The following is a 19,739-nucleotide window of genomic DNA, read 5'->3' as shown; positions in this document are numbered from 1 at the left end:
GATTCACCGCCTTCGCGAGCAAGCCCGCTCCCACATTTTGATGCGGTTTCGTCAGACATAACGACATTTACGGGTTAACCGATGCTTTTTAACCAAGCCTCACGCCTGGCCAAAATCACCAGCCCCCTCGGGCCGGATGTGCTGCTGCTCAACGGAATGGGCGGCGGTGAGGAGTTGGGCCGGCTGTTCAACTATGAGCTGCAACTGACGTCCCTGGACGCCAACATCGACCTCAACCAGTTGCTCGGCAAGCCCATGAGCGTGGGCGTGCAATTGGCGGATGGCGGTGAGCGGCATTTCCACGGCATCGTTGCGCGGTGCAGCCAGGACATCGACCAGGGCCAGTTCGCCAGTTACCAAGTGGTGTTGCGCCCATGGTTCTGGCTGCTGACCCGCACCTCGGACTGCCGGATTTTCCAGAACCTGAGCATCCCGCAGATCATCAAGCAGGTGTTTCGCGACCTGGGTTTTTCGGATTTCGAAGACGCCCTGAGCCGGCCGTATCGCGAGTGGGAATACTGCGTGCAGTACCGCGAGACCAGCTTCGATTTCGTCAGCCGCCTGATGGAACAGGAAGGCATCTACTACTTCTTCCGCCACGAGCAGGACCGCCACGTCTTGGTGCTGGCCGACGCCTATGGCGCGCACACCACGGTGCCGGGCTACGCGTCGATTCCGTACTACCCCAAGGACGAGCAGCAGCGCGAACGCGATCATATGTACAACTGGCACCTGGCGCAGGAGGTGCAGCCCGGTTCGCTGGAGCTCAACGACTACGACTTCCAGCGCCCCAGCGCGAGCATCGAGGTGCGCTCGGCGATGCCGCGTCCGCACACTGCCGGTGATTACCCGCTGTACGACTACCCCGGCACCTACGTGCAAAGCCAGGACGGTGAACACTATGCGCGCACCCGCATCGAAGCCCTGCAAACCCTGCACGAGCAGATCGAGTTCAGCGGCAATGCGCGGGGCCTGGGCTCCGGGCATTTGTTCAGCCTCACCGGCTTCAGCCGCCAGGACCAGAACCGCGAATACCTGATCGTCGGCGTCCGCTACCACATCACCCAGGAGAGCCTGGAAAGTGGCGGCGGCTCGGGCGAGGCGCAGTTCAGCAGCAGCCTGACCTGCATCGATGCCCAGCAAAGCTTCCGCCCACTGGCGAGCACCTACCGGCCCATCGTCAAAGGCCCGCAGACCGCGTTGGTGGTCGGGCCCAAGGGCGAGGAAATCTGGACCGACCAGTACGGCCGGGTGAAGGTGCACTTCTACTGGGACCGTCACGACCAATCCAACGAGAACAGCTCGTGCTGGATTCGCGTGTCGCAATCCTGGGCCGGCAAGAACTGGGGTTCGATGCAGATCCCGCGGATCGGCCAGGAAGTGATTGTGAGTTTTCTGGAAGGCGATCCCGACCGGCCGATCATCACCGGGCGGGTGTACAACGCTGAGCAGACGGTGCCTTACGACTTGCCGCAGAACGCCACGCAAAGCGGCATGAAAAGCCGCTCCAGCAAGGGCGGCACGCCAGCCAACTTCAATGAAATCCGCATGGAGGACAAGAAGGGGCTGGAGCAGTTGTACATCCATGCCGAGCGCAACCAGGACATCGTGGTGGAGGTGGATGAGAGCCATTCGGTGGGGCATGACCGCAACAAGAGCATCGGCCACAACGAGACGGTGAGCATCGGCAACAACCGCCTGCGCATCGTCAAACAGGAAGACATCCTCTCGGTGGGCCAGCGCAAGACCGACAGCATCAGCCAGAGCTACGTCATTGAAGTGGGCGAGAACCTGCGCCTGGTCTGCGGTGAAAGCATCCTGGAGTTGAACGCCAGCGGGCAGATCAACCTCACGGGCGTGCAGATCAGCTTCTACGCCAGCGGTGATGCCGAGTTCAACACCGGCGGTGTGCTGCATCTGAACAACGGCGGCGGCCCCGGCGCAACACCCGATGGCCAGGGCGTGAAAGCCAGCATCGACGCCAATATCAAAGCCGCGTTCCCAACGCCCAAAAGCTCCTGACGAGGCCTGTTTGCGATGACGTACCGAATCAACGAATTCCAGTTCCAACTGCCGGCCGCCGAGTTGCAGGACGCCACGATCAATATCCTCAAGTTCCCTGAACTGGGCACTTCCCTGATCATCAGTCGCAGCCTCTTGGCCGAGGACGAAACCCTGCACAGCAACTTCGCCGACCAGCTCAAGCGCCTGGAACAACAGGTGCAGGATTTGCGCTGCCAGCCGAGCACAGTCGTGCGTTTGGGCGCGGCTCAAGAGATCGAAGGCATCGAGTTGCGCAGCCAGTTCAACAAGGGCAATGACAAGGTGTTCCAGTACCAATTGGCGCTGGTGTTGCCGGGCACGCGCAAGATGCTCGCGTTGAGCTATGTGAAAGCCGAAAAGCTCGGCGATGCCGAGGCCGCGCATTGGGCCTTGATCAAGCACTCGCTGTCGTTCGACGCCCCTTGATGAGCCGCCTGCATGGCTGACGCGCTATGGGCGGCCCGCATGGGCGACGCGCTTGCCCACACGTCGATGATGGCCGACATCCTCGGCGGTGTGCTGGAGGTGGCGGCCAATATTGCGATCACCGCCGTGGCGACCGCAGCGGTGGTGGCCGCCACCGGCATAACCGTCGCCACTGGCGGGCTCGGTTGCTTCCTGCTGGGCGCGGTGGTGGGCACGATTGTCGGGTTGGCCATGAGCAAGACGGGGGCGGACAAAGGCCTGTCGAATTTATGCGAGAGCTTTAGCAACGCCCTGTTTCCGCCCACGGTACAGGCAAACATTCTCACCGGTTCCACCAACACCCTGACCAATAACATCCCCGCCGCCCGCGCTGCCGGGGCGATCAGCTCCCACGTCGCGCCGGCCGGCACCGAGCTGGAAGAACCCGCACCAGAGCCCGGTTACCTGGACATGGCCGAGAGTTTCTTCTCACAGATGTGGCGCCCGACGGTCGCTACGCCGGCGCCAGGCGCGGTGCCCAAGCCGCTGGACCTGGTGGTGTGCATGAAGCACCCGCCCATGCCGCCGCAGTTCCTGGCCGAGGGCTCGGACAAGGTCACGGTCAACGGCCAGCCGGCGGTGCGCAGCGGTGATCGCAGTACGTGCGATGCGACGGTGGTGGGTTCGGGGCTGATTTCCGCCAATGTGACCATCGGCGGCGGTTCGGTGGTGGTGCGCGAGATTCGCAGCGGCAAGACGCCGGGCGTCGGGCTGGCGGTGACGGCGTTGTTGATGCTCAAAGGTGGCAAGGGCAAGTTCTTCAGCAAGCTGCCGTGCATGCTGATCAGCGGCGCGACGTCGATGGCCGTCAGCAGCGCGATGGGGGCGATGGCGAATGCGGCGATGGGCTCGTCGAACCCGGTGCATGCGGCGACCGGCGCGAAAGTGTTGGGCGATGTCGAGGAGCTGGATTTTGTGCTGCCCGGCATCCTGCCGATTGCCTGGCAACGGGTCTACAACAGCCGCGATGAACGCTCGGGCAGCTTGTTGGGTGCTGGCTGGAGCGTGGCTTATGAAGTGTGCGTCGACATTCGCCCCCATCCTGAGGGGGGTGAAACGCTGATCTACACCGACGAGCAGGGTCGGCCGATCGACATGGGCTCGATTCCTTTGGGCGGCGCGGTATTCAGCGCCGGTGAAGGACTCGCGGTGCGCCGCCACCTCAATGGGCAGTTGCTGATTGAAAGCGACGATGGTTTGTACCGCTTGTTCGAGCCTACGGCCAACCCGTCGCGGCTGCGTCTGAGCCAGTTGGGTGATCGTAACGACAACCGTATCTACATCGACTATGACGAAGCCGGGCATCTGGTAAGGCTGCGCGATACGCACGACCTGGTGCAAGTTGAGCTGATTCGTGAGCAAGGCCAATTGGCGCGCATCGAGCGTGTGTATCCCGATCAGCGTCGTGAAGTGCTAGTCAGCTACGGCTATGACATGGCCGGGAGCCTGGCTGAAGTACGCGACGCGACCGGCCAGGTGCAACGCCGCTTCGCCTACGACAACGGCCGCCGGATGGTCGAGCATCAACTGCCGACCGGGTTACGGTGTTTTTACGAATGGGCGTTGGTGGAAAACCTGGAATGGCGCGTGGTCCGGCATTGGACCGATGAAGGCGACGCTTACCAGTTCGACTATGACTTGCAGGCCGGCCTCACGCGTATCACCGATGGCTTGCAGCGCGTCAGCACCCGCTTGTGGAACACGCAGCACCAGATCATCCAGTACAGCGACAACCTCGGCCAGACCTGGCTGTTCGAGTGGAACGACGAACGCCAATTGCTCAGCGCCACCGATCCGCAGGGTGGGCGCTATGAGTACAGCTATGACGAGGCCGGAAATCTGATCGGCGAGAGTGACCCGTTGGGGCGCAGTGATTCGACGGTGTGGCTGGAGCATTGGGCCTTGCCGGTATCGGTGACTGACTGCGAGGGCAACACCTGGCTTTCACGTTACGACGCACGGGGTAACTGTACCGTCGAGACCGACCCGCTAGGGCATGTCACGAAGTATCGCTACGATAGTCACGGGCAACCGGTAGAGATCATCGACGCCACCGGCAAAAGCAAACGGCTACGCTGGAATCCGTTCGGCCAGCTCATTGAACACATTGACTGCTCCGGTTACCCGACGCGCTTCAGCTACGACGAGAGAGGTTATTTACAGGTCATCATTGATGCACTGGGTGAGCGCACGTCGTTTGTACACGACGCCCAAGGCCGAGTGCTGAGTACTCAACTTCCAGATGGGCGTACTGAATATTTCCAACGCGACGGCAGCGGCCAACTGGTTGCACATACCGACTTTGCCGGCCACTCCACACACTATCAGCGCAACCGTAAGGGGCAGGTCCGCGAGCGCGTCGATGCGCACGGCCGACAGGTCAGTTTTGCCTATGACAGCTATGGCCGCCTGCGTACGTTGACCAACGAAAACGGTGAACAATACCGTTTCGAATGGGACGCCAATGATCGTGTCTCCGAGCAACAGGATCTGGATGGCAGTCTCCGCCGCTATGACTACGACGCACTGAACAACATTTCACGCATGGAGGCGGTTGCAGCACCAGTCGGCAGTGGCCTGGCAGTAGTAACGGCGGTGCCCGAACCATCCATCGTGCATGACTTTGAGCGCGACGCGGCGGGACGAATGGTGGTCAAAGTCACCGATGACGGGCGTACGGAATACAGTTACGACTTACTGGACCAGCTCAAAGCTGTCACGTTTACCCATAAGACAGGCCAACAACACACCGTCAGCTTCACTTATGACGCCCTTGGGCAGACCGTCGAAGAAAAAACCAGGGCAGGTGTTTTACAACATTGCTACGACGAGTTGGGAAACCTCAACCAGACTCGCTTACCCGACGGGCGCTGGCTCAATCGGTTGTACTACGGCAGCGGTCACCTCCATCAGATAAACCTCGATGGACGGGTTATCAGCGACTTTGAGCGCGACCGCTTACACCGCGAAGTCCTGCGTACTCAGGGACACCTGAGTACACGCCAGCGTTATGATCGCTGCGGCCGATTGCGCTCGCGCGAACGCGGCCATATCAGCCGGGCATCGGTACTCCCTGGCGCAGTACTAAAACAGTTCGAGTATGACCCCGCCGATAACTTGGTGGGCAAGCTTGAGCAACGGCCCGGCGGTCAGCACAGCCAGTTGCTGCATTACGATGCAACCGACCGAATAATCGCCAGCCAGGACAATTTTGCAGCACGACACGAAACCTATTCCTATGACGCCGCTGCCAACCTGCTCGATGGCCCACAGGCTGGCGCCGGACTGGTTGTACACAACAAGCTCCTGACATACCAAGACAAACGCTATCGCTACGACGGTTTCGGCCGCATGGTCGAGAAGCGAAGTGCCCAACGCGGCGTCCAGCGATTCGCCTATGACGCTGAACATCGCTTGATTGAGGTACGAAATGAACAGGGCACGCAGCGATCAGTCGTCCGCATGTCCTACGACCCTCTTGGCCGACGAACATCCAAAACAACCCACGACGCAAATGGCCATTTACTGAGTGAAACTCGCTTCACATGGGATGGGCTGCGGTTGGTGCAAGAGCACAAACATGCGCAGACCAGTCTTTATATCTACGGTGACGAAGGTCACGAACCCCTGGCCCGGGTTGACGGGACAGGCGCCCAGCAAAAAGTGCGCTATTACCACAATGACATGAACGGGCTGCCCGAGTTGCTTTCGGAAGCAGAAGGCCAGACAGTCTGGCAAGCCAGCTATCAGGTCTGGGGAAACACCGTTCGAGAAACGCGTGAGCCTTACTACATTGAAGAGCAGAACCTGCGGTTCCAGGGGCAGTATCTGGATCGGGAAACTGGCCTGCATCACAACATTTTCCGCTTCTACGATCCGGATATCGGCCGCTTCACTACGCCTGACCCCATTGGCCTCGCCGGGGGGCTGAATCTTTATCTGTATTCAACGAATCCGCTGACGTGGATCGACCCCTACGGCCTGAACCCGAAGGATTTGGTACGGTACAAGCCCAAAGATTCCGTGACACCCAAGGCTGGTGGTCGTGGCACAGCCATCAATCGGGCTTGGGGAGAAGAGCGGGAGCTTGTGACCCGCGGTGGCGGCTCAAGAGACTGGGCGGACCATGAGCGTGAGTTGATCAAAAATACCAAGAGCAACGCACGCTTGAATTCTTTGATGTCCAAAGCAGGCTACACCGGCCACCACATCAACAGCGTCGAAGGTAACGGTGCATTGGGCAAAGCCTGGAAAGGTGACCCAAGGAACATTGTGTTCTTGCAAAACGCGAACCATCCAAGTGGCATTGACGAACACTTGAACAGCCCGCAAGGGCACAGGAAGAATTACGCCAACGCAGGCAAAGGCCGATTGATCGACCGAGCCAGAACACCCGCTACAAAACCCGGCTGCGGTAAATAGGTTTCCATTGGAGAAGAACATGAGCGCCCTCGATAACGCCTTTAAAGAATTGCGCCGCATCCACAAGAAATTTGACATCGAAGGGAGCTTCGAAAAAAACGGCCAGGCAAACGCCAAATGGCCACAAACCCTGCCTCGCTCCTCTGAGACGGACTACTTTTACGACTTTTGCGAGCCTGTCGATGTAGAAATCGAAACAGGTTTGACCCCCATCCGCTTTTTCAGCTTGGACGCATTGGAAGATGGTCAGGTCGGTTACAAGTGGGCAGGCGAATCCAACAAGACTGAGTTGAATGGAAATTGGCCGGCACAACATCTGGTTTTCATGGATGACATCGGTGGTGGCAAGCCGGTTATCGCAGTTACCGATATTCCAGGCACACCCGTATTGGCGAGCTACGATGCCATAGCGCCTTTCAAGATTGCCGACTCTCTTGCGGATTTTCTGCTGGCCTTCGCCAAGACTGTCGAGATCGTCCATGGAAAATTCGACATTTTTGATATCTACAACGACGACGATGAGCTCTCCAGCAAATTCGTTAAGCTACTCAACAAGGAAGTCGGCCCGTTACTGGGCGAGGAAAATTACCAACGCTTTTTTGACTACTTCTACGGCTGAGTCAGGTCAGACCCCACAAAAAAGGCACAGCCCAGTCGGCGTGGGACAAGCGTCCTGACCGTCCATGGTCATTCGCGACATCAGATGTTGGCGGGGACGAAGTCGGGCCCACCCAGTTTGTCCCGAACCACCAGCGCAGTACGCATCAACGGCCCCCACAGGCCGTTCTGGCTATTCCAGCCAGCGCCCGCCCAGCGGGTATCGCCGACAAGGGCAGCCTTGTTCCGTTCCAGCTGCTTCTGCAGGGCCACTGCCACGGCACCCATGTCGATCTCGAACAGGTCGGCATACAGACCATCGGGGTTCGTGCGCTTTTTGCTCAGGCAAAAACGGTAGTACCACACCCACACTGCCGCGGCGTAAATCGCCCGATTTCGATCAGGGTAAGTCGCGAGGATTTTAAGCAAGGCCGCGACGAAACAACCTGGGAATTGCGGGTCGCGGGTCTCTTGCCAATAGCGCACCACCAACAGATCGAACGCTGCGACCACATTCTGTGGCTCGTCGTTGTCGCTCTTGGCTTCTTGAAAGTAGAACGGTTCGCCCACCAGGAACTTATCCAGGTCGTTATTCGCCAGGGCAAGCAGCAGCACATTATCTAAATTGGCACTCATTGGATTCTCACTACATCGGGGTTCGCGAGCAGGAAATTGATGTCGTTGCCGTGTGGAATGCCCACATTGTCCAGCACCGCCTCACGCATCCCGCCAGGATGGGTCACGCCACCGGGGCGCCAGAGTGAGTTGGCTCCGCGTTCATTACCGGTTGGCATGACGACCTTGGGATTGTTCAGGTCCATCATATAAATTTCTTTGCCGGTAAAGGTGCCAGGGTCATAACCCAGGGCCTTTTCCAGGACCGCAAGGTCGCCGGTCTTTTTGAATTCGCCGACAACGCCGTGCAGGTCCGACTTCGCCATGACGTACTTGGAAGGACTGAATGTTGTGTACATCGGGTTGGCGATATCATCCGGCGTGAAGAGGAACGCCCCCCCTTCATCCTGAAACACCTTGAGGTGCTTGGAGATATAAGAACCCTCAAGATAGTCGGCAGGATTCGGTCGACTGTACTGGGGAATCGCCATGATGTCGTCTTGGGTATAACCCGGCTTGAACCGCACCTTGGGGGTCGTGCCGATTTTTGCCATTTTCGGCCCAAGCCCCAGAAGCGCCATGCCGGCAACCCCTTGCAGCAAGTCCCGATAGCCTGGGCCCAAACGATCCCCCAGGTCGCCCAGCAACGCCATACCGCCCATCACCGCGCCGCCGATTACCACGAACCCGGCCAGGGCAGCCAGCCCGGCCATCGCCGCCAGGATCGCAGCGCCACCCATGGCCAGGATGCCCAAGGCTTCAAACCCGGTATGCATCCAGCCCTCGATATCCAGCACAAAGGCGACCGAGACGGTTGGCCCACCGATAAAGGTATTGGGGCTGCCACTCTTGATATGGGCACCGCACACCATTTTGCTGTGCAGGCGTGCTGCCGGCTTGCCGTTGATAAACACGGTGGCACTGCCTTCGGCGATCAAAACCGGGAAGGGCCAAACCGGGTGATTCATCGGCAGCCCACTGCAGGAGGAGGCAATATCCTCACCGGCGCGCATCGCATTGAGGCCGTTGATATAGACGTTGAAACTGCCCGCCACCAGTGCCCCTGTCGTGGGCTCGGGCAGGTTGAAAATGGTACTCAAGCCCTTGACCACCTGGAACATCGACAGCCCACCCGCCGCGACTGAGCCGGCCATGATTGCCACTGCCAGTCCACCCGTGGCAACTGTCGCTGCGATCACCGCGGCACCGATCAATGCACCTGCGACTGCGCCCGCCAGCATTGCAGCGACGCCGAATCCGTGGGCTATTTCATCACCCAAGCGGGCTGCTGCTTGCGCATCCATTGCGTGTATCTACCGTATGGGTTAAACCGCTGCCGTGTGCGAATCAGGCGCCAGACACAAGGGGCTTCAGGCTGCTCATGGCGATTTTCCAGGCCGTCTCGTGAGACGCCAGGTCACCCGGTGTGGTCGTCAGTGTGGTAATCAGCACGGCCGGTTTTCGCTCAATAAACATCTGGCGCAACATCAGCTCGCGCCCTTCCCGCTTCCAGGTGTAATCCACCAGTGTGGCGGCATGTCCATGCAGCACCGTGTCCCAGCGCTGGATCAACTTGAACTCCGGCAATTGCTGCTCGGCGCTTTGCACTTGCTTGTCGATGTAATCCGCGAAGGTCGCATCACCTTGGGAGGCATCACGACTGATGACAAAGCTGGCTTCCTTGGCGCTGCCAACAGCTGGCAGCTTGAAGATATTGATACTCTGGTCCTGCCAGGTATCAGGGATTTCGAGGTCTGCTTCTTGAATTCTGTAGAGGGTCACAGTGATCGCTTTCCATGGACATGAGTGACTCGGGAAGGCGCAAATAGTCGAGTAATGCTTCACAACAATCAAGCCGAGGGCGATACCCTGACCCGGTCCCACAAAAAATGGGCACCCAACCCAGTCGGCGTGCCCATCTTTTCTACCACCCCACCTCCCTTCGAGGCGCTACCGCTGTTACGGGTTGACGCTGTCTTTGAGCGACTTGCCCGGCTTGAACGCAACGGTGTTGCTCGCCTTGATCTTCACTGGCTCGCCGGTCTGTGGGTTCTTGCCGGTGCGTGCGCCGCGGTGGCGTTGCAGGAAGGTGCCGAAGCCAACCAGGGTGACGCTGTCCTTGCGGTGCAGGGCGCCGGTGATTTCTTCGAGAACGGCGTTGAGGACGCGGTTGGCCTGTTCTTTGGTGAGATCCGCTTTTTCAGCGATGGCGGCTGCGAGTTCTGGTTTACGCATAAATGAAGCCTCTTTGACGGTTTTTTGTTGTTATGTCCGTGCTGCTCTCTAATGGAGCAGCGCCCAAAGCGCCGCAGGCTCTACTCTGCGGCAGACGGGAGTGAGGATGGCATGCCCTAGGACGCCGCGCCAGTCTCGCGGCGACCTTTCTGGGGATAGGAACGTGCTGATTCCGACAGAACGACTGGTATTTACGCCAACAATGGCGGGAGTTCTTTGTTGAGCGCCAGTTTTTCCATCACGGCGCCACCGGTCAGCGCGTAACCCAGCAGGCGACCGCTGGCGTCGCGGCACAGCGCCTTGATGTCGGCGCCCTGGCCTTCGACACTCCATACGCCTTCGCTGCCCCGTGGCGGCGGCGAGACCACCAGCGGGCAGATCGGGGTTTTCACGGTGATCGGCATCGGCCCGTAGCTGACCGTCGTGGCATTGCCGACCAGGGTCTGGGCCAGGGCGCGGGCGCAGCTCATCAGTGGCATCACGTACAGCAGGTTCAGGCCATCGACCTCGGCGCAGTCACCCAGGGCATAGATATTGGCGTGGGAGGTCTTGAGGTGGCGGTCCACCGTGACGCCACGATTGGTCTGCAAACCGGCGGCAGCAGCCAGGTCTACCCGTGGGCGCAGGCCGATGGCAGAGACCACCAGGTCGCAGTGGATCACTTCACCGTCCGACAGGTGCGCTTCCAGCCCGTCAGCACCGCGCTGCAGGCGGTTGAGCACCGGGCCCAGGTGGAAACGCGCACCAAGCCCTTCCAGCCCGGCCTGCACCGCAGCGGCCGCAGCCGGGTGCAGCAGGGTCGGCATGACTTGCTCGCACGGGGCCACCAGTTCGACTTCGTAGCCGCCAAGGATCAGGTCGTTGGCAAACTCACAGCCAATCAGACCTGCGCCAAGCAGCAACACCCGGCGCTTGCCGGCAGCGGCGGCACGAAAGCGTGCGTAGTCTTCAAGGTCGTTGATCGGGAATATCAGCTCGGCGGCATCGCCTTCCACCGGCACACGCACGGTCTCGGCGCCCCAGGCCAGGATCAGGTCGCGATAGGCCACCGCTTCCTCGCCGATCCACAGGCGCTTGTGGCCCGGGTCGATGCCGCTGACGCGGGTGTGGGTGCGCACTTCAGCCTTGAGTTGCTCCGCCATGGCGCCGGGTTCGGCCATACTCAGGCCATCGGCTTCCTTGTTCTTGCCAAAGCCGGTGGAGAGCATGGGCTTGGAGTAGGAACGCCCGTCATCGGCGGTGATCAGCAGCAATGGGGTCTCGCTGTCGAGCTTGCGAAACTCCCGGGCCAGGTTGTAACCGGCCAACCCTGTGCCGATGATCACGACAGGTGCGTTCATTCCTTTCTCCTTGTAGTACGTTTCTTTGCTTGAAAATTAACCGATTTCGATCATTTCGAAATCCATCTTGCCCACGCCGCAGTCAGGGCACAGCCAGTCTTCCGGGACGTCTTGCCACAGGGTGCCCGGCGCGATGCCGTCATCCGGCCAGCCGTCTTTTTCGTCGTAGATCAGGCCGCAGACTACACATTGCCACTTCTTCATTACTTGTTTCCTCAGGGTCCAGGCATCTTGGCCGACGGTCGATAGATCCAGCATTGCCGCACGGCTCAGGGCGTTTTGTACTGATCGGGGCGTGCAGATGCAAGCATGATCGACGCAAACGGCAGGGCCGGCCCGGCAAAATCCCGGGACGCCATGGTAAGCTCGCCGCCTCTTTTGCTGCCAATACTGACTCACCGTGCCGCACTCAATCGCCCTGCCCGATGCTTGCCAATGGCTGACCCAGAGCCTTCTGTCCCCAATGCCTGCGCCCCTGACCGTCAACTGGCTGTTCAACGAAGACTCGCTGACGCGCCGGCTGACGTGGCTGTCCAACGACGGTTTCAGCGTGACACCGCTGTTCGAGGGCTGGCAGCCGCTGCGTGACGACGAATGCGCCGCCCTGGAACTGGCCCCTGCCAGCGTCGGTTGGGTGCGCGAAGTGTATTTACGCGGGCACGGCCAGCCGTGGGTGTTTGCCCGCAGCGTGGCGGCGCGCAGCGCATTGCAGGGCGATGGCTTGCACATGGATCAACTGGGCAGCCGCTCGCTGGGCGAATTGCTGTTTTGCGACCAGGCATTCACCCGCCAAGCCATCGAGGTGTGCCACTACCCGCGCCAATGGCTGCCCACCGCGGATCAGGCCGACGGGCTGTGGGGCCGTCGCTCGCGCTTCGATCGCGGCGCGCTGAGCATTCTGGTCGCGGAAGTCTTCCTGCCGAACTTCTGGCACGCGTTGCACGCCCATCCGGAGAACTGCTGATGTATCAACGCCTGCTCAAGTCCCTGAACCGCTTGAACCCCAGGGCCTGGGATTTCATTCAACTGACCCGCATGGACAAGCCCATCGGCATCTACCTGCTGCTGTGGCCGACGCTGTGGGCGTTGTGGATTGCCGGCAAGGGTTCGCCGTCCTTCATCAATATCGTGATTTTCGTACTCGGCGTGGTGCTGACCCGCGCCGGCGGTTGCGTGATCAATGACTGGGCCGACCGCAAGGTCGACGGCCATGTGAAACGCACCGAGCAACGCCCGCTGGTGAGCGGCAAGATCAGTTCGAAAGAGGCGCTGGTGTTTTTCGCGGTGCTGATGGGCATCAGTTTCCTGCTGGTGTTGCTGACCAACGCCACCACCATCCTGCTGTCTCTGGGCGGCCTGGCCCTGGCGGCGAGCTACCCGTTCATGAAGCGCTATACCTATTACCCGCAGGTGGTGCTGGGCGCGGCGTTTTCCTGGGGCATGCCGATGGCGTTCACCGCCGAGACCGGCAGCCTGCCTGCCACTGCCTGGCTGCTCTACATCGCGAACCTGCTGTGGACGGTGGGTTACGACACGTATTACGCGATGACCGACCGCGATGACGACTTGAAGATCGGCGTGAAATCCACCGCCATCCTGTTCGGCGATGCCGATCGCGTGATTATCCTGACCCTGCAAGGGCTGGCGCTGGCGTGCCTGTTGCTGGCCGGGGCGCGGTTTGAGCTGGGGGGCTGGTTCCACCTGGGGCTGCTGGCCGCGGCGGGCTGTTTTGCGTGGGAGTTCTGGTACACGCGGGACAGGGATCGGATGAAGTGCTTCAAGGCGTTTTTGCACAACCACTGGGCGGGGTTGGCGATTTTTGTCGGGATTGTGTTGGATTACGGGTTTCGCTAAGTGCCATTTTTTGTAGTGACTGAACGATCGCCTTCGCGGGCAAGCCCGCTCCCACATTTTGATCGGTGAATACACTCAAAGTGTGGGAGCGGGCTTGCCCGCGATGCTTTTAGTGGCTCTGCTGGCTCAAGGCTTGATCACATGCCACGCCCCACCCTTGCCATCACCGGTCTTGTCCCCGGCCTTCTTGTCATCCTTGTAGGTGTACACCGGCTTGCCTTTGTAAGCCCACTGACTGGTCTGGTCATCACGGGTGATCACCGTCCAGTCGCCCATCGACTTGTCAGTGGATTCAGCCATCAGGGGCGGCCAGTTCATCGCGCACTGGTCCTTGCACACTGACTTGCCGTCGGCATCCTTGTCGAAGGTGTAGAGCGTCATCCCTTTGTGATCCACCAGCATCCCGTCTTTAGTCATCGCCGGGTCCATCGCGAAGGCCAGGCTCGGCAGCGCCAACGCCGCCGTTACCAACAGGGCCTTCCAGGAAACAGTACTGTAAGTCATCGGAACCTTCCTTTTGTGGTTGTCAGGATTCGGACTCAAAGCGTAGCCCACAGAGACGCAGATTGCCCAAGCGACTAAATTACTGTCACACGACTGCAATAATTCCGTTATCTAATGCGGCGCAAGACAGTTAAATGACAAGAGGATTTAGGCATGGTTGGCAGGAGCATTCTGATCGTTGACGACGAAGCGCCCATCCGCGAGATGATCGCCGTTGCGTTGGAAATGGCCGGCTACGACTGCCTGGAGGCGGAAAACTCCCAGCAGGCCCATGCCATTATCGTCGACCGCAAGCCCGACCTGATCCTGCTCGACTGGATGCTGCCCGGCACCTCCGGCATCGAATTGGCCCGCCGTCTCAAGCGTGACGAACTGACCGGGGACATCCCGATCATCATGCTCACCGCCAAGGGCGAAGAGGACAACAAGATCCAGGGCCTGGAAGTCGGCGCCGATGACTACATCACCAAGCCGTTTTCCCCACGCGAGCTGGTAGCGCGCCTGAAAGCCGTCCTGCGTCGCGCCGGGCCTACCGATGGCGAAGCGCCGATTGAAGTCGGCGGCCTGATCCTCGACCCCATCAGCCACCGCGTGACCATCGATGGCACGCCGGCCGAGATGGGCCCCACCGAATACCGCCTGCTGCAATTCTTCATGACCCACCAGGAACGCGCCTACACCCGCGGCCAGCTGCTCGATCAGGTCTGGGGCGGCAACGTGTACGTGGAGGAGCGCACCGTGGACGTGCATATCCGTCGCCTGCGCAAAGCCTTGGGCGATGCCTACGAGAATCTGGTACAAACCGTGCGCGGCACGGGCTACCGCTTCTCCACCAAAGGCTGAGCCAGCCCCTTACCCTCCTAAACAGCTGACAAGGACGCATGTTTAAGTGAACCAAAACTGGCACGGCACCCTGATCCGCCACATGCTCCTGCTGGTCACCGGCTGCCTGCTGGTCGGCCTGATCAGCGGTTATTACGGCTGGAGCCTGGCCATCGGCATCGGCCTGTACCTGGGCTGGACGCTCAAGCAATTGCTGCGCTTGCATGAATGGCTGCGCCAGCACAAACCCGACGAAGCACCGCCCGACGGCTACGGCCTGTGGGGCGAGGTGTTCGACAGCATCTACCACCTGCAACGCCGCGACCAACGGGTGCGCGGGCGCCTGCAAGCGGTGATCGACCGGGTGCAGGAGTCCACCGCAGCGCTGAAAGACGCGGTGATCATGCTCGACAGCGACGGCAACCTGGAGTGGTGGAACCGCGCCGCCGAAACCCTGCTGGGCCTCAAGACGCCCCAGGACAGCGGCCAGCCGGTGACCAACCTGGTACGCCATCCGCGCTTCAAGGAATACTTCGAGCAGGACAACTACGAAGAAGCCCTGGAAATCCCCTCGCCCACCAATGACCGCGTGCGCATCCAGCTGTACCTGACGCGCTACGGCAACAACGAACACCTGATGCTGGTCCGCGACGTGACCCGCATCCACCAGCTCGAACAGATGCGCAAGGACTTCGTCGCCAACGTCTCCCACGAGCTGCGTACACCGTTGACGGTGATCTGTGGCTACCTGGAGACGCTGCTGGACAATGTCGACGAGATCAACCCGCGCTGGAGCCGGGCGCTGCAACAGATGCAGCAGCAAGGCTCACGTATGCAGACCCTGCTCAATGACCTGTTGCTGTTGGCCAAGCTGGAGGCGACCGACTACCCGTCGGACAACCAGCCGGTGGCCGTACAAACCCTGTTGCAGACCATCAAGCACGACGCCCAGGCCCTCTCCGGCCAACGCGGCCAGCAGATCACCCTGGAAGCCGACCCGTCGGTGCTGCTCAAAGGCAGCGAAGGTGAGTTGCGCAGCGCGTTTTCCAACCTGGTGTTCAACGCCGTCAAGTACACCCAGGACAAGGGCACCATCCGCATCCGCTGGTGGGCCGATGAACAAGGCGCCCACTTGAGCGTGCAGGATTCCGGCATCGGCATCGACGCCAAGCACCTGCCGCGCCTGACCGAGCGTTTCTACCGCGTCGACTCCAGCCGCAACTCCAACACCGGCGGCACCGGGCTTGGCCTGGCAATCGTCAAGCATGTGCTACTGCGCCACCGTGCGCGCCTGGAAATCAGCAGTGTACTGGGCCATGGCAGCACGTTTACCTGCCACTTTGCGCCGGCGCAGGTGACCCGCTCGCGCGTCCTCGGCACCGACGAATAACCCGAATACACCACTGGATTAAATGTGGGAGCTGGCTTTTGTGGGAGCGGGCTTGCTCGCGAAGGCGGTGTATCAGTCAGCACATCCTTTTCTGACAAACCGCCTTCGCGAGCAAGCCCGCTCCCACACAAGCCCGCTCCCACAGTGGATTTGCGACGTATCGGACTAGGCAAGCGCCCCATCAGCCGCTACATTGGCCGACTTGCGTCCGCGTTTGCGGGCCACCTGTTAACCCTTATTGAACACACGGAACCTGCAAAACCCCATCATGGACCCTTCCCCTGGTATCACCCTCGCTACACTCTTCGCCGACTTCGGCATGATTCTTTTTGCACTGATCCTGGTACTGCTCAACGGTTTTTTCGTTGCGGCGGAATTTGCCATGGTCAAACTGCGCTCCACCCGGGTCGAGGCCATCGCCCACACCAACGGCTGGCGCGGGCAGATCCTGCGCACCGTGCACAGCCAGCTCGACGCCTACCTGTCGGCCTGCCAGTTGGGTATCACCCTCGCCTCCCTGGGCCTGGGCTGGGTCGGCGAACCGGCGTTTGCGCATATCCTCGAGCCGCTGCTGGGCGCCGCGGGCGTCGAGTCGCCGGAAGTGATCAAGGGCGTATCGTTCTTCGCCGCATTCTTTGTGATTTCCTACCTGCACATCGTGGTCGGCGAACTGGCGCCCAAGTCCTGGGCGATCCGCAAACCGGAGTTGTTGTCGCTGTGGACGGCGGTGCCGCTGTACCTGTTCTATTGGGCGATGTACCCGGCGATCTACCTGCTCAACGCCAGTGCCAACGCGATCCTGCGTATCGCCGGCCAAGGCGAGCCCGGCCCGCACCATGAACACCATTACAGCCGCGAAGAACTCAAGCTGATCCTGCACTCCAGCCGTGGCCAGGACCCCAGCGACCAAGGCATGCGCGTACTGGCCTCGGCCGTGGAAATGGGCGAACTGGAAGTGGTCGACTGGGCCAACTCCCGGGAAGACCTGGTGACCCTGGATTTCAATGCCCCGCTCAAGGAAATCCTCGCGCTGTTCCGCCGCCACAAATTCAGCCGCTACCCGGTGTATGACGCGGTGCGCAACGAATTCGTGGGCCTGCTGCACATCAAGGATTTGCTGCTGGAACTGGCGGCTTTGGACCACATCCCCGAGTCGTTCAACCTGGCCGAGCTGACCCGCCCGCTGGAGCGCGTGTCGCGGCATATGCCGTTGTCGCAGCTGCTGGAGCAGTTCCGCAAGGGCGGCGCACACTTCGCCCTGGTGGAAGAAGCCGACGGCAAGATCATCGGCTACCTGACCATGGAAGACGTGCTGGAAGTGCTGGTGGGCGACATCCAGGATGAACACCGCAAGGCCGAGCGCGGCATCCTGGCCTATCAGCCGGGCAAGCTGTTGGTGCGTGGCGACACGCCGCTGTTCAAGATTGAGCGCCTGCTGGGCATCGATCTGGACCACATCGAAGCCGAAACCCTGGCCGGCCTGATCTACGAAACCCTGAAACGGGTGCCGGAAGAAGAAGAAGTGCTGGAAGTCGAAGGCTTGCGGATCATCATCAAGAAGATGAAAGGGCCAAAGATCGTATTGGCCAAGGTCCTGCTACTGGATTGAGCCTCAGTTGCCCAACGCAAAGTTGGGCAATGCGCCCACCGGCTGGTTGAACTCATACGGGATCGACACCAGCCCCGCCTCACTGGCGCGCTGCACCACAAAATGCAGATGCGGCCCGCTGCTGTTGCCGGTATTGCCCGACAGCGCCAGCGGGCTGCCCACCGCGACCCGTTGCCCCACCCGAACGCTGACCGAACCTTGCTTGAGGTGCAGGTACACGCCCTCGGTGCCGTCATCATGGCGCACCCGCACAAAATTTCCCGACGCATCGTTGCCACGTCCGGCCTGCTGGTTCTCGGTTTTCACCACCACGCCGCTGCGCGCCGCGATGATCGGCGTGCCTTCGGGCATGGCGATGTCCATGGCGTAGCGGCTTTTGGCGTCGGTATGGCTGAAGCTGCCGTTGGGCCCTTGGCTCAGACGGAACGGCCCACCGCGCCAGGGCAGCGGGTAGCGGTAGGCTTGCGACGAGTAAGTGGGCTTGGGTCTATCAAGCACGGGCCGCTCGGGCTTGCGCTCCTGGATCACGAACGCCTGCGCCCCGGGGGTTTGCCGGTCGCTGTAAACCACGTTGCCGTTGGCATCGACTGATTTGTAGACGGTCATGGCCTGGGCCGACATGGCAACCGTGGCCAGCCCGCAGCACAGCAAGCAGCGCATGAGCATGGTGTGAACCTGCCGAGATGAAACGGCAGGCTAGCAAGGAATCATGACAACTCTGTATGCGGCAAAGCAGATCAACCGTGGGTGCGGGCTTGGTGGGAGCGGGCTTGCTCGCGAATGCGGTGGGTCAGTCGGCACATGCATCAACTGGTACACCGCATTCGCGAGCAAGCCCGCTCCCACACAAGCCCGCTCCCACAATGTTCAGGTGTCGTTCCTAAGGTTACGCACCCGGCACAAAATGCTTCTGCGCGGTGCCGCGGGCGATCAGGCGGGAGATGTAATCGAGCTTCTGCGCGTCCTGGTCGATAAACCGGAAGGTCAGTTGCAGCCAGTCGCTGTCGGGCTTGGGCTCGTGGGCGACGATGGCGTGCAGGTAGCCGTTGAGGCGTGCGACTTCGGCGTTGTCGCCTTGCTCAAGGTCGAGCACGGCGCTTTCCAATACCTGGGGCAGGACCTCGCCGCGACGCACCACCAACAGCGCCTCCTTGATGCTCAGGCCCTTGATCACGCATTGCTGGGTGCCACTGGACAGGCGCAACTGGCCCTGGCCGCGCCCAGCCGCCGGCGCGGCCGCCGCGGCAGGTGCCTGCACCGGCTGGCTGTTGAGCAGGCCTCGGTTCGGCGCAGGCGCGGGGGCGGCGGCCGGCGCCGTGCGAGCGGCTTCGGGTTTGCCGCCGGTCAGGGCGCTCAGGGAGTCGTTGCCGAAAGCCGAGTTCATCTTGGTCGGTGCGCTGGCAACCAGGGCGTCGAGGCGGCCGACCTTGTGCAGGGCCTGCTTGACCTTGTTCAGCAACTGCTCGTTGGTGAATGGCTTGCTGACATAGCCGGAAACCCCGGCCTGGATCGCCTGGACCACGTTTTCCTTGTCGCCACGGCTGGTCACCATCACGAACGGCATGGCTTTGAGATGAGGCTGTTCGCGGCACCAGGTCAACAGCTCAAGGCCGGACATCTCGGGCATTTCCCAGTCGCACAGCACCAGGTCGAACGTCTCGCGCATCAGGATGGTCTGGGCCTTCTTGCCGTTCACCGCATCTTCAAGCTTGATCCCAGGGAAGTAGTTGCGCAGGCACTTCTTCACCAGATCGCGGATAAACGAGGCGTCATCCACCACCAATACACTGACTTTACTCATCGACCCTTCATCCTATAAAAACTTCGGCACGCAAGACGCCTG

General features: G+C 60.7%; 18 protein-coding genes. 9 read left to right on the top strand and 9 right to left on the bottom strand.

Annotated elements, in window-relative coordinates:
- Positions 1-81 precede the first annotated feature (81 nt).
- From OPU96_RS08145 to OPU96_RS08130, 4 genes are read left to right on the top strand one after another with little or no spacing between them, the layout of a single operon-like run.
- Complete coding sequence (locus OPU96_RS08145) at positions 82-2,022, top strand: type VI secretion system Vgr family protein (RefSeq protein ID WP_305391752.1); 1,941 nt, start codon at positions 82-84, stop codon at positions 2,020-2,022.
- Positions 2,023-2,037: 15 nt separating this feature from the next.
- Positions 2,038-2,469 carry a DcrB-related protein gene (locus tag OPU96_RS08140; protein ID WP_226454697.1) on the top strand — a complete coding sequence of 144 codons (432 nt, stop codon included), beginning with the start codon at positions 2,038-2,040 and terminating at the stop codon, positions 2,467-2,469.
- Between the two features lie 12 nt (positions 2,470-2,481).
- The gene (locus OPU96_RS08135) at positions 2,482-6,930 is read left to right on the top strand and encodes an RHS repeat-associated core domain-containing protein (protein ID WP_498558949.1); all 4,449 of its coding nucleotides are present in this window, start codon (positions 2,482-2,484) and stop codon (positions 6,928-6,930) included.
- A gap of 19 nt (positions 6,931-6,949) precedes the next feature.
- The gene (locus OPU96_RS08130) at positions 6,950-7,549 is read left to right on the top strand and encodes a hypothetical protein (RefSeq protein WP_226454699.1); all 600 of its coding nucleotides are present in this window, start codon (positions 6,950-6,952) and stop codon (positions 7,547-7,549) included.
- 80 nt (positions 7,550-7,629) lie between these two features.
- Here the strand turns inward: OPU96_RS08130 and OPU96_RS08125 are convergent, their stop codons facing one another.
- The 6 genes from OPU96_RS08125 to OPU96_RS08100 form a co-directional block, all read right to left on the bottom strand.
- Positions 7,630-8,163 carry a hypothetical protein gene (locus OPU96_RS08125; protein ID WP_305391754.1) on the bottom strand — a complete coding sequence of 178 codons (534 nt, stop codon included), beginning with the start codon at positions 8,161-8,163 and terminating at the stop codon, positions 7,630-7,632.
- Positions 8,160-9,446 (bottom strand): PAAR domain-containing protein, encoded by a 1,287-nt coding sequence (locus tag OPU96_RS08120; protein WP_498558948.1) that lies wholly within the window; start codon positions 9,444-9,446, stop codon positions 8,160-8,162. The genes OPU96_RS08125 and OPU96_RS08120 overlap by 4 nt, the downstream gene beginning before the upstream one ends.
- A 43-nt stretch (positions 9,447-9,489) precedes the next feature.
- Complete coding sequence (locus tag OPU96_RS08115) at positions 9,490-9,924, bottom strand: DUF1795 domain-containing protein (RefSeq protein ID WP_192298042.1); 435 nt, start codon at positions 9,922-9,924, stop codon at positions 9,490-9,492.
- 177 nt (positions 9,925-10,101) lie between these two features.
- Complete coding sequence (locus tag OPU96_RS08110) at positions 10,102-10,377, bottom strand: HU family DNA-binding protein (RefSeq protein ID WP_003213368.1); 276 nt, start codon at positions 10,375-10,377, stop codon at positions 10,102-10,104.
- A 191-nt stretch (positions 10,378-10,568) separates the two neighbouring features.
- Positions 10,569-11,717, bottom strand: coding sequence for an NAD(P)/FAD-dependent oxidoreductase (locus OPU96_RS08105; RefSeq protein ID WP_498558947.1), 1,149 nt, complete (start codon positions 11,715-11,717; stop codon positions 10,569-10,571).
- Positions 11,718-11,753: 36 nt separating this feature from the next.
- Entirely contained in the window at positions 11,754-11,921 is a 168-nt protein-coding gene (locus OPU96_RS08100; RefSeq protein ID WP_003213373.1) for a rubredoxin, read from the bottom strand.
- A 196-nt stretch (positions 11,922-12,117) separates the two neighbouring features.
- On the opposite strand from OPU96_RS08100, the gene OPU96_RS08095 reads away from it, so the two are divergent.
- Both OPU96_RS08095 and ubiA read left to right on the top strand, forming a co-directional pair.
- A complete protein-coding gene (locus tag OPU96_RS08095) occupies positions 12,118-12,681 on the top strand; it encodes a chorismate--pyruvate lyase family protein (RefSeq protein ID WP_498558946.1) in 564 nt (187 codons plus the stop codon).
- Positions 12,681-13,571, top strand: a complete 891-nt coding sequence (gene ubiA, locus OPU96_RS08090; RefSeq protein ID WP_192298045.1) for a 4-hydroxybenzoate octaprenyltransferase — start codon at positions 12,681-12,683, stop codon at positions 13,569-13,571. The genes OPU96_RS08095 and ubiA overlap by 1 nt, the downstream gene beginning before the upstream one ends.
- Positions 13,572-13,697: 126 nt before the next feature.
- Here ubiA and OPU96_RS08085 read toward each other — a convergent pair whose 3' ends face one another.
- On the bottom strand, positions 13,698-14,075 hold the full coding sequence (locus OPU96_RS08085; protein WP_192298046.1) for a COG4315 family predicted lipoprotein: 378 nt from the start codon (positions 14,073-14,075) through the stop codon (positions 13,698-13,700).
- 153 nt (positions 14,076-14,228) lie between these two features.
- On the opposite strand from OPU96_RS08085, the gene phoB reads away from it, so the two are divergent.
- The 3 genes from phoB (at position 14,229) to OPU96_RS08070 (ending at position 17,896) form a co-directional block, all read left to right on the top strand.
- A complete protein-coding gene (gene phoB, locus OPU96_RS08080) occupies positions 14,229-14,918 on the top strand; it encodes a phosphate regulon transcriptional regulator PhoB (RefSeq protein ID WP_003231714.1) in 690 nt (229 codons plus the stop codon).
- Between the two features lie 82 nt (positions 14,919-15,000).
- Positions 15,001-16,287 (top strand): phosphate regulon sensor histidine kinase PhoR, encoded by a 1,287-nt coding sequence (gene phoR / locus OPU96_RS08075; RefSeq protein WP_230412680.1) that lies wholly within the window; start codon positions 15,001-15,003, stop codon positions 16,285-16,287.
- A gap of 268 nt (positions 16,288-16,555) precedes the next feature.
- Positions 16,556-17,896 (top strand): hemolysin family protein, encoded by a 1,341-nt coding sequence (locus OPU96_RS08070; protein ID WP_305391758.1) that lies wholly within the window; start codon positions 16,556-16,558, stop codon positions 17,894-17,896.
- Between the two features lie 3 nt (positions 17,897-17,899).
- Here OPU96_RS08070 and OPU96_RS08065 read toward each other — a convergent pair whose 3' ends face one another.
- Both OPU96_RS08065 and OPU96_RS08060 read right to left on the bottom strand, forming a co-directional pair.
- Entirely contained in the window at positions 17,900-18,562 is a 663-nt protein-coding gene (locus tag OPU96_RS08065; protein ID WP_226454703.1) for a M23 family metallopeptidase, read from the bottom strand.
- A 220-nt stretch (positions 18,563-18,782) separates the two neighbouring features.
- Positions 18,783-19,697, bottom strand: a complete 915-nt coding sequence (locus OPU96_RS08060; protein WP_226454704.1) for a response regulator — start codon at positions 19,695-19,697, stop codon at positions 18,783-18,785.
- Positions 19,698-19,739 lie beyond the last annotated feature (42 nt).

Source organism: Pseudomonas sp. RP-B7 (assembly GCF_059803535.1).
The sequence above is the reverse complement of the archived record's forward strand: the minus strand, read 5'-3'. Positions and strand labels throughout refer to the sequence as shown.

Excerpts from the sequence above, each read along its gene's own strand:
- OPU96_RS08085 (WP_192298046.1), bottom strand. The coding sequence starts at position 14,075 with ATGACTTACAGTACTGTTTCCTGGAAGGCCCTGTTGGTAACGGCGGCG.
- phoB (WP_003231714.1), top strand. The coding sequence starts at position 14,229 with ATGGTTGGCAGGAGCATTCTGATCGTTGACGACGAAGCGCCCATCCGC.
- OPU96_RS08130 (WP_226454699.1), top strand. The coding sequence starts at position 6,950 with ATGAGCGCCCTCGATAACGCCTTTAAAGAATTGCGCCGCATCCACAAG.
- ubiA (WP_192298045.1), top strand. The coding sequence starts at position 12,681 with ATGTATCAACGCCTGCTCAAGTCCCTGAACCGCTTGAACCCCAGGGCC.
- OPU96_RS08125 (WP_305391754.1), bottom strand. The coding sequence starts at position 8,163 with ATGAGTGCCAATTTAGATAATGTGCTGCTGCTTGCCCTGGCGAATAAC.
- OPU96_RS08100 (WP_003213373.1), bottom strand. The coding sequence starts at position 11,921 with ATGAAGAAGTGGCAATGTGTAGTCTGCGGCCTGATCTACGACGAAAAA.
- phoR (WP_230412680.1), top strand. The coding sequence starts at position 15,001 with ATGCTCCTGCTGGTCACCGGCTGCCTGCTGGTCGGCCTGATCAGCGGT.
- OPU96_RS08065 (WP_226454703.1), bottom strand. The coding sequence starts at position 18,562 with ATGCTCATGCGCTGCTTGCTGTGCTGCGGGCTGGCCACGGTTGCCATG.
- OPU96_RS08140 (WP_226454697.1), top strand. The coding sequence starts at position 2,038 with ATGACGTACCGAATCAACGAATTCCAGTTCCAACTGCCGGCCGCCGAG.
- OPU96_RS08070 (WP_305391758.1), top strand. The coding sequence starts at position 16,556 with ATGGACCCTTCCCCTGGTATCACCCTCGCTACACTCTTCGCCGACTTC.
- OPU96_RS08120 (WP_498558948.1), bottom strand. The coding sequence starts at position 9,446 with ATGGATGCGCAAGCAGCAGCCCGCTTGGGTGATGAAATAGCCCACGGA.
- OPU96_RS08105 (WP_498558947.1), bottom strand. The coding sequence starts at position 11,717 with ATGAACGCACCTGTCGTGATCATCGGCACAGGGTTGGCCGGTTACAAC.
- OPU96_RS08060 (WP_226454704.1), bottom strand. The coding sequence starts at position 19,697 with ATGAGTAAAGTCAGTGTATTGGTGGTGGATGACGCCTCGTTTATCCGC.
- OPU96_RS08110 (WP_003213368.1), bottom strand. The coding sequence starts at position 10,377 with ATGCGTAAACCAGAACTCGCAGCCGCCATCGCTGAAAAAGCGGATCTC.
- OPU96_RS08135 (WP_498558949.1), top strand. The coding sequence starts at position 2,482 with ATGGCTGACGCGCTATGGGCGGCCCGCATGGGCGACGCGCTTGCCCAC.
- OPU96_RS08145 (WP_305391752.1), top strand. The coding sequence starts at position 82 with ATGCTTTTTAACCAAGCCTCACGCCTGGCCAAAATCACCAGCCCCCTC.